This window comes from Nostoc sp. S13 (assembly GCF_029379315.1).
Taxonomy (GTDB): Bacteria; Cyanobacteriota; Cyanobacteriia; order Cyanobacteriales; family Nostocaceae; genus Nostoc.
In genome coordinates, this window is record NZ_JAQYWQ010000215.1 from 1 (window position 1) to 5,642 (window position 5,642).

Annotated in this window: 2 protein-coding genes; one reads left to right on the forward strand and one right to left on the reverse strand. The window is 41.7% G+C overall.

The genetic code is table 11. From position 1 onward, the window contains the following. Positions 1-26 precede the first annotated feature (26 nt). Complete coding sequence (locus PUQ00_RS32145) at positions 27-3,905, reverse strand: AAA family ATPase (RefSeq protein ID WP_300424001.1); 3,879 nt, start codon at positions 3,903-3,905, stop codon at positions 27-29. A 543-nt stretch (positions 3,906-4,448) separates the two neighbouring features. On the opposite strand from PUQ00_RS32145, the gene PUQ00_RS32150 reads away from it, so the two are divergent. Then, entirely contained in the window at positions 4,449-5,387 is a 939-nt protein-coding gene (locus PUQ00_RS32150; protein WP_300424003.1) for a phosphorylase, read from the forward strand. Positions 5,388-5,642 lie beyond the last annotated feature (255 nt).

A 5,642-nucleotide genomic window follows, 5' to 3' on the forward strand; every position in this document is an offset into this window, starting at 1 on the left:
TCTAATTCCGTACTATTATCCGCCTGTCAATAGGGTTTGAGACGCGCTAACCCTGGATACAATACGCCCACGAGTTTACCTTGGTTCAGCAGTGGCAAACAGAAAATCGATTGAGTTTGGTTGTGTTGAATGTATGGCTCATTGACAAAATTACCTTCACAAGTGGCATCATTTAAGATCACAGATTCATGAGTCCGAATCACATAATTAATAATTGATTCAGGCAATCGATTTGCTGGTGGGATGGATTGCAGTACTTGTGTAGCACAGACATTCTTACTATCATTGAGTTCACAAGAAGCTTCAATTGCCCATTTCCCTAAGTTTTCCAAAATCAGAAATCCTGTTTGTGCGCCAGCATTCTCAATTAAGATTTTCATCAAAGAACTGAGCAATTGATCTAGTTCCATTTCACTAGAAATCGCTTGGGATGCTTTTAGTACCACCGCTAAATCGAAAGCGATGTCTGAGTTATTAGAGGTGGTTCCAGAAGTTGTATGGATTGGTGTATAAGCCATAGCCAATGGTTGAGGAAATAGCTGCTGATAGCGAGTCTCTAAATCTTTGACCTTTGCAACTGCTCCCCAACGTTTATAGCAGTAGTGAGCTTCTTTCATGTAGGTTTGGGCAAACTTTTCTCTACCTCGCACCAAATAATGTTTTGCAGCTAATTCATAAGCTAACGCTTCTTCTTGGATATATCCATTTTCACTGGCTCCTTGAATGGCTTGTTCATAGAATTCTTCTGCCTCAAGCAACTGACCTGAAACTCGTGCAATCTCTGCTTGCACCAAATGATATTTATGTAAATAATTCATAGGTGCATAACGTGCCCAGTCTTGTATTGTTTCCTGGTTAACCGCAACTTTTTTGAGGATTTCCTCTTGCACTTGATTATTGCTTCCAGGGTATACCGCAAGCCTTGCCAGAGAGTCATAGAGGTAGTACAAAGGAACAGAGGGTGTCGCTCTTACTTGGAGTAAATAATTTTCCGCTCTAGCTGAGTTTTCAACTGCCCGATCGTACTTAGAAAATAGATAGCATACAAGAAGTTTGTTGAAATACACTAGAAAGATTGCAAATCCATCTTGTTCGTCTTGTGTAAGTGTATTATCCTCATTGTTGGATTCGCCAATTAGACTGGTTGGATTGACCGGGCATTCCCTCAAATTTAAGATAGACTGCTGAAATATTTCAGCCCAATTGAGTACTGCTTCCTGTTTAAATTGACGGATTGCTTCACTGAATGTCCTCATCTCCCGTTCAACTTCCAAGAGTTCCTTTCCAACGACAAAGGATTGGAGGCAGTAAGTGTGAGCGCAATAGGCAGCAAACTCAAAATCTCCAGTTTCTAGTCCACTTTGATAGGCTTCTAGTAATGGCTGCAATATTTTTCTAATATGTTCTTTCCGATGGATGATGAAAATATTTACAAACATCAATGTCCTGGCTCTGAGGGAATGGGTATTCGGCTGTGACAACTGCCTTAAAGCAAGCTGTCCAAACTGATAACCAGACTCGATCTTTCCCACCATTCCACAAAGAATTAATCCACACAAGGCATAGGCGAAGGGAGAAGCAAACGCATTACCATACTGAATGGACAAGTTGACCTGTTTAGATGCAAGTAGAGGCATCAAATCAGGAGCCACAATATAGGCAGCAACCGTGATGCTTGATAAAATCCGCATCGCCGCCAACTTGTCTGGCTCTGTCATTTGGGGCAAATGGCTCAAGTCCTCAATCGGCTTTGAGCCGATGAGTGATGCGATCGGATCTAGTTCGAGGCGAATATCTGACTGACTAGAGATTTTGGGAAAAGTGATTCCTAATTGCTGCAAAATTTGCAATGCAATATCAATGGCTGCTAATAGCTGGCTCTGGGCGATATAGGTTTGAATTTTGACTTCGTAAACTTTTACGGTATCGAGAATCGTTTGAGCTTCTTGTAAAACGATCGCCACCCAATATTCTACCTGCTCAAAATCGCCACACAGGAATGCAACTTCTGTAGTTTCTGAATATAACTCTAAGGTCAAATCGTAGTTTGTTTGCCAGCTTGAATCTGCTAGCCAAACTTTTGCTGTGACTAAATATTTTTTCGCAACATTATGGGCGATCGCTGCTTTTGCTTTTTGACCTGCGATTAAATTTAATCGCGCAATTTCATTGCGTTCGGTTTTACGCAGCACTAACTCAGCTAAAGAATGAACATTGTCAGTATTTTGATGTAGCGTCTCGGCAATTAACTGACTCAAGGGTTCCAGCGTTAAGGGTGTCAGGATAATTTTTTGAAAAACTACTCCTTGTTTTCGCAATCTTTCTAGCATTAATGCCAGTAAATGCGTTGAATTTACCTCATTATCTCGATATGCTCCAATTAAAAATAGAGATTGGATTTGCTCATCTAGCAGCATCAACTCGATTAACTTCAGCGTTGCTGAGTCTATCCACTGCAAATCATCTAGAAAAATTACTAGGGGGTGTTCCTTGGAGCAAAACACCCGCACAAACGATTGAAAAATCCGATTGAAGCGATTTTGAGCTTCAGTTGTGCCAACCTCCGGTGCAGGTGGCTGCTTGCCAATAATTAACTCAACTTCTGGGATGACATCAATAATGATTTGTCCGTTGTTTCCTAAAGCTGCAAGCAGACGCGATCGCCACTGCTGCACTTGCTCGTCTGACTCACCGAGTAGTTGCTGTACTAATTTTTGCAGAGCATCTGCGATCGCACTGTAGGGAATATCGCGCTGAAATTGATCGAACTTCCCAGATATAAAATAGCCCCGCTTTTGGGTGATTGGTTTATAAATTTCCTGCACTAACGCTGATTTCCCAATTCCAGCATAACCAGATACCAACATCATTTCGACTGGGAATGCTGAGTTGCTATTTTGTTCCTGTTCTGAAATATTTTCTGCATGGTTTGGTGAAGCAGCAACGCGCTCAAAAGTCGCTATTAACATTGCAACTTCTTTGTCTCTTCCATAGAGTTTTTGAGGAATTTGAAACCGATCTTGAATGTCTAGCAGACCCAGTTGAATATTATCAATTTTACCAATTTCTGTTAATTGCTCGGCACAAATTTCTAAATCCGCTTTGATTCCCCAAGCATTTTGATAGCGATCCTCGGCATTTTTTGCCATCAGTTTCATAATTATATTTGAAACTGCTTTGGGAATTGTTGCATTCAATTCATCAGGTGGAGGTGGCTGTTTAGCAATATGACAATGGACTAATTCAAGGATGTCCGTTGTGGGAAATGGCAGTTGTCCGGTTAGCAGTTCGTAAAAAGTCACACCCAGCGAATAGAAATCAGTGCGGTAATCGAGCAAACGATTCATTCTCCCGGTTTGTTCTGGAGACAGGTAGAGGAGGGTTCCTTCTAAAGCATGGTGGCTTTTGAAAGTTGGATTCGTGCGGTTAAAGCGGGTGGCAATCCCAAAGTCAATGATTTTGACAACACCAGTATGTGGATTGAGGACAATGTTGCCGGGGTTGATGTCCTTATGAATCACATCAGCTGCATGGATTCTGCCTAAAATGTCTGTGAGGTCAATGGCAAGCCGGAGGAAAGTAGATAAAGGCATGGGGGAGAAAGTCTCTGGACATTTGTGCATCCATTGTTCTAAAGACTCTCCACCAAAGTCTTCTAATAAAATTACAAGTGTGCGTTGATATTCCTGCTGGCTGTATGCCTTGATGACTCCTTGCAGGTTGAGGGAGCGGGTAATTTCATATTCTTGTTTGTAGCGAGTCAGTTCTTGGGTCGAGGGATAATCTTGCTTGAGCATCTTGACGATGAGCGATCGATTATCTTGCACTCTGATCCCCCGATACACCAGAGATGCCGAACTCTCATAGATTTTGCTTTGGATGGCAACTCCAGGTAAGGCAATCATTGTGATCTCTTTCGATGATTATCATGAGCCGTATTGCCAATTATACAGTTTGCGATTTATTTTAATGATCATGATCAAAATTTGTAGAGGAATAAAAAAGTTCAACAATAAATAAAAAAGTTCTACAATTCCTGAATGTGCATAGTCTAGGCAGATCCAGAAAGGTCAGCTTTATGGCGAGAGGTAGGCAGGAGTTGACTGAGGCCAAGTTTAAACGCTACATAAAAGTTGGTCGCGGTCAAGGTAGTAGAGGCTTTAAGTCCTTAAAGGATATATCAGAAAAGAGGGCAAAGACTCCTTATAGAGGCAGAATTGATGCAATTCATACAGCATTTTAACTCTCTGCCAGATTACGCCTACTCCCTAGATACCCTAGATAAGGTAAGCAATTCCCCAGACAACATAAATCGTTAGAGTGAAATGTTTGCTTTATTACACAAGTTATTTTTGGATAGCCTGGATAAATTCCTGAACAGCGTCGTACTGGTCAGCGACAAGAAATTAAAACTGTTAAAATATTTCACCATGCCTGAAGGAATAAAAATGGCGCAGGGGAAAATCTTACTTAAGCCTGGGACTTTATGGACAAGTATCAAAGAGCAGACAGAACATGCTTTGGAATGCGGGGCGCTACTGTCAATACCGACGGAATTTGAATTTGTCGAACAGGATAACGTGCGCTTTTTAGTGCGGATTTTGTCTAATCTGAATCGCAAAAAAACCGCCAAGGAGAAGCAGGAAAAACAATCTGCTACGTCTGGTCAAGAATTTAATCCTTTCTTACCCTACGAAAAGGATTTATTTGTGGCGGATATCTCTGATACCCATCTATGTATTTTGAATAAATTTAATGTTGTTGATTATCATCTGCTAATTATCACCCGTGGCTTCGAGGAACAGGAAAGCTTGCTCACCCTGGATGATTTTATGGCTATGTGGGCATGTCTAGCTGATTTCAATGGCTTAGTATTTTACAACAGTGGCAAAACCGCAGGTGCCAGCCAGCGACACAAACACTTGCAATTAGTGCCATTACCACTTGCACCTTCAGGGCCGCAGATACCTATTGAACCTCTGCTAACATCAGCACAATTTCAGAACTCGATACCTTCTGATCAGTCCGCTACGCAAACGGTGGGCTTTGTCAACGCAACTTTACCAAAACTTCCTTTTATACACGCTTTCGCACCACTAAATTCCAATTGGACGCAGTCGCCATTCGCAGCAGCCCAAGCAACACTAGAAGCTTATTGCACCTTGCGACATGCTGTAGGTTTAGATACAAGGCAATCTGGTGCTTATAATCTGTTAGCGACACGAGAATGGATGTTAATCGTACCGCGATCGCAGGAGCATTTCCAGTCTATCTCTGTGAATTCATTAGGATTCGCTGGTGCTTTGCTAGTGCGGAATGCAGCAGAAATGGAAATTCTCAAAGCCCAAGGGCCGATGACCATCCTCAAGAATGTTGCTATATCCTAATTTTAAGTTGTACTTTTTCACTCTTCCCCATCTGTGAGAATTTACAGTATAGGTAAAATTATTGATTATGCATTCTTCTTTAATCGGTTCAACTGCGGGTGCTTTATCGAACAGAATAAAGGTGCCAGTCGTCAGAATTCAGAATGAATTCTGTAGGACTCGTGGATGAATAATCGGCGTTTAAGACCCCCACCAAATTTTCTTGTTTTGTGGTCAACTTTCGTAGTCGCGGGTCTGAATCCCCGACTGATAGCG